The organism is Spirulina sp. CCY15215 (assembly GCF_016888125.1).
Lineage (GTDB): Bacteria > Cyanobacteriota > Cyanobacteriia > Cyanobacteriales > Spirulinaceae > CCY15215.
On record NZ_JACSWA010000451.1, the window covers coordinates 1 to 3,519 of the forward strand.

Sequence of the window (3,519 nt, forward strand, 5' to 3'; positions counted from 1 at the left end):
ACTATTTCAGTGACCTTAAAATTGTTTAACTGCTAACGACAGGGCAGGGAACTAGCTTCGCATTCCAAGGTGTCGTGACCCAAATAACGTAGTACGCGAGGTACTGAGTCTGGTCAGAATGGCTTGTCAGATTTCTCTTTCAAGCCTCACGCCTTTAGGCTGAGGTTCCTGACGTAATGCAGCAGTGAAAGACTCAGTAAAGACTCAGTAATGTCAAGAGGAATGACATCGGGAGACTCGATTTTAGCATAGACACTAGCCCCTAGTGGGCAGACCTAGCTATGCTCTCCCTGCTTCTTTTGGCAACTTTTGTCCTGTACTGAAACCGAAGCGATATCCTTTACCATAAATAGTGTGAATTAATATAGTTTCTCCTTTGGCTTCAATTTTGCGTCGTAAGAGGCGAACTAAGGCGGCTAAAACGTTGCTATTGGGTTGCTCTTCCCCGCACCAGAGAAATTGAAAGATTTGCTGGTGGGTCAGCAATTGTTCTGTATTCTGCATGAAATATAATAATAATCTTGCTTCTTTTTCTGAGAGAGGGATAACGCGATCGCCGCGATAGGCGATTTGATTTTTGCGATCGAGTTCGAGATCTGCGACCTTGAGATGGGAGTTAGCAGCAAGCTCTAATTGAGACGATCGCCTCAATAAAGCTCGCACTCGTGCTAATAATTCTCGCAACTCAAAAGGCTTGACGAGGTAATCATCCGCCCCAGCATCCAATCCCAGTACGCGATCGTCTAGGGTATCTTTAGCCGTGAGAAACAAGACGGGAGGGGTTTGAGAGTGCGATCGCAGTTCCCGACAAATTTCTAAGCCTGACTTTTGCGGCATCATCCAGTCTAAAATCAAAAGGTCATAACTGTTCTGCATTGCTAACTGCATTCCCACAATGCCCTCATTCGCTGTGTCCACCTCATAGCCTTCTAAAAGAAGAACTTGACGCAAAGGTTCGGTTAATTCAATTTCGTCATCCACCAACAAAATTTGCATTAGTTTATCCATTACTGATTACCCATTACCCACAACCGATGATTACCGTTGCATTACCCAAAGGCGCTCTTTTAAAAGATAGCATTGCTCGCTTTAAAAAAATTGGTTTAGATTTCAGTGCTTTTTTAGACTCCAAAAATCGCCAATTACAAATCGAAGATCCCACAGGAACAGCAAAAGCGCTACTGGTTCGCGCTCAAGATGTCCCCGTTTACGTTGAATACGGCCAGGCACAATTGGGGATAGTTGGTTACGATGTTTTGCGAGAAAAAACCGCAGCAGTCGCGGAACTTGTCGATCTTCAGTTCGGTCACTGTCGTATGTCCGTTGCTGTTCCTGCTAACACTTATAAACAGCCTTTAGAATTGCCTCCTCACGGTCGCGTTGCTTCAAAATTCGTGCATTGCGCTCGAGAATATTTTCATCAATTAGACTTACCTGTAGAAATTATCCCCCTTTACGGTTCTGTGGAACTCGGTCCCATTACGGGAATGTCTGAGGCGATCGTGGATCTGGTGTCCACGGGACGAACTTTGCAAGAAAATGGTTTGGTGGAAATTGCTGTTCTTTTTCAGAGTAGCGCTCGGGCGATCGCGCATCCTCTCAGTTATCGACTCAATGCTAATAATTTACACGATTTAGTCGAGCAACTTCGTTAAGAAATGAACAATTCTCAAAACACATAAATCCTCACGTCTTTTAAGTATTGTTCTCTAAGAGATAGAACAATATAAAAGATTTTTAGAGTGAAACTTTAGGAACTTGAGTATCCAATAAAGGAGCAGCGCTTAAAAGAGTTTGGGTGTAGGGATGTTGAGGATTGGTAAAAATCTGCTCAGTTTCGCCAATTTCCACAATTTTCCCGGCATTCATTACGGCAATGCGATCGCATAAAAATCGAGCGACCCAAAGATCGTGAGTGATAAAAAGATAAGTTAGATTAAACTCATCTTTTAGTTCTCGCATTAAATCAAGAACTTGAGTTTGTACGCTGGCATCTAACATACTCACCGGTTCATCGCAGATCAATAATTCCGGTTGTACAATGAGGGCGCGGGCGATCGCAACGCGCTGTTGCTGTCCTCCCGATAATTCCCGAGGGTAACGGCGATAATATTCTTCTACTGGCGTTAACCCAACCCTCTCTAACATTGCTTCCACCTTTTGACGTACTTCGGAGGGAGTAGCCAGTTGATGAATGAATAAAGGATCCGCGATCGCCTCTCCTACCTTCATTAAAGGATTCAAACAAGCGAGGGGATCTTGAAAAATCATTTGCATTTGACGGCGCAGGATGCGAAAATCGGCGGTTTTCAAATGAGATACCTCTCTTCCGTGCCATTTCACACTGCCAGAAGTAGGGGCAACTAATTGGAGAATAGTACGAGAAAGGGTACTTTTGCCACAACCAGACTCTCCCACCAAGCCGAGAATTTCGCCGCGATAAAGGGTAAAATTGACCTCATCGACAGCTTTAATTGTTTTGGCCGCTTCCTGAGAAAAAAGCTGTTGCAGAAAACTATTTTCAAGGACGTAATGCTGTTTTAAATCTTTAACTTCCAGTAAAGGATAATTTTTAACAGGATTTTGGATTTCTCTATTATGTTTTATTTCTTGTTCCTCTTCATCTGTAACTTGTATGTGTAACGCCGCCGCGAGGAGCGATCGCGTGTAATGGTGTTGAGGATTAGACAAAATTGATTGTGTTTTTCCCGTCTCTACCATTTTTCCTTGGTACATCACCGCCACGCGATCGCAATATTCCCCCACCAAGGCCAAATCGTGAGAAATTAACAACAGCGCCAAATCTCTCTCTCGACACAAGCGCGTAAGTTCTTGGAGAATTTCCGCAGCTACTGTAACATCTAAACTGGTAGTGGGTTCGTCCGCAACAATGAGTTTAGGATCGAGGAGAAGGGCGAGGGCAATGGCCACACGCTGGCGCATTCCACCGCTAAACTCATGGGGATATTGGGACCAGCGATCGCTGGGAATTCTCACCCCTTCAAGGATGGCGATCGCTTTATCTTTGGCTTCTTTTTTAGACAGTTGGAATTGATGAGAGAGCAAAGTTTCCAGACAATGATCCCCAATAGTCATAAGCGGATCGAGGCGAGTCATGGGGTCTTGAAACACCAATGCAACCGCTTCCCCGCGAAATTGCCGTAACTGTGAAGAGTTGAGATCGAAAACAGATTTCCCCTCAAAACTCACTTGTCCTTCAATACGAGTCGCAGAGGGTAACAAACGCATAGAAGCGCGTCCCAACGTTGATTTTCCGCACCCAGATTCTCCCACAAAACCCAATCTCTCCCCCACATTGAGGGAAAACGAAACATCATCCACCGCCCAATCAATCGTTTCTTGAGGCTGACGATTGTGATAAGCAACTCTTAAATTTTCGACACGCAAGAGATCGGGCATTATGATAGTTGATAGTTGATAGTTGATAGTTGATAGTTGATAGTTGATAGTTGATAGTTGATAGTTGATAGTTGATAGTTGATAGTTGATAGTTGATAG

Annotated in this window: 3 protein-coding genes; 1 reads left to right on the plus strand and 2 read right to left on the minus strand. The window is 44.1% G+C overall.

The annotated features are described in order from the left end of the window. Nucleotides 1-279 precede the first annotated feature (279 nt). Complete coding sequence (locus tag JUI58_RS14215; protein WP_204104456.1) at nucleotides 280-996, minus strand: response regulator transcription factor; 717 nt, start codon at nucleotides 994-996, stop codon at nucleotides 280-282. Between the two features lie 38 nt (nucleotides 997-1,034). On the opposite strand from JUI58_RS14215, the gene hisG reads away from it, so the two are divergent. Further along, a complete protein-coding gene (hisG, locus tag JUI58_RS14220; protein ID WP_204104454.1) occupies nucleotides 1,035-1,655 on the plus strand; it encodes an ATP phosphoribosyltransferase in 621 nt (206 codons plus the stop codon). 82 nt (nucleotides 1,656-1,737) lie between these two features. Here the strand turns inward: hisG and JUI58_RS14225 are convergent, their stop codons facing one another. Further along, nucleotides 1,738-3,420, minus strand: coding sequence for an ABC transporter ATP-binding protein (locus tag JUI58_RS14225; protein WP_348539897.1), 1,683 nt, complete (start codon nucleotides 3,418-3,420; stop codon nucleotides 1,738-1,740). Nucleotides 3,421-3,519 lie beyond the last annotated feature (99 nt).

Coding starts and splice junctions, on each gene's coding strand:
- hisG (WP_204104454.1), top strand. CDS start 1,035: ATGATTACCGTTGCATTACCCAAAGGCGCTCTTTTAAAAGATAGCATT.
- JUI58_RS14215 (WP_204104456.1), bottom strand. CDS start 996: ATGCAAATTTTGTTGGTGGATGACGAAATTGAATTAACCGAACCTTTG.
- JUI58_RS14225 (WP_348539897.1), bottom strand. CDS start 3,420: ATGCCCGATCTCTTGCGTGTCGAAAATTTAAGAGTTGCTTATCACAAT.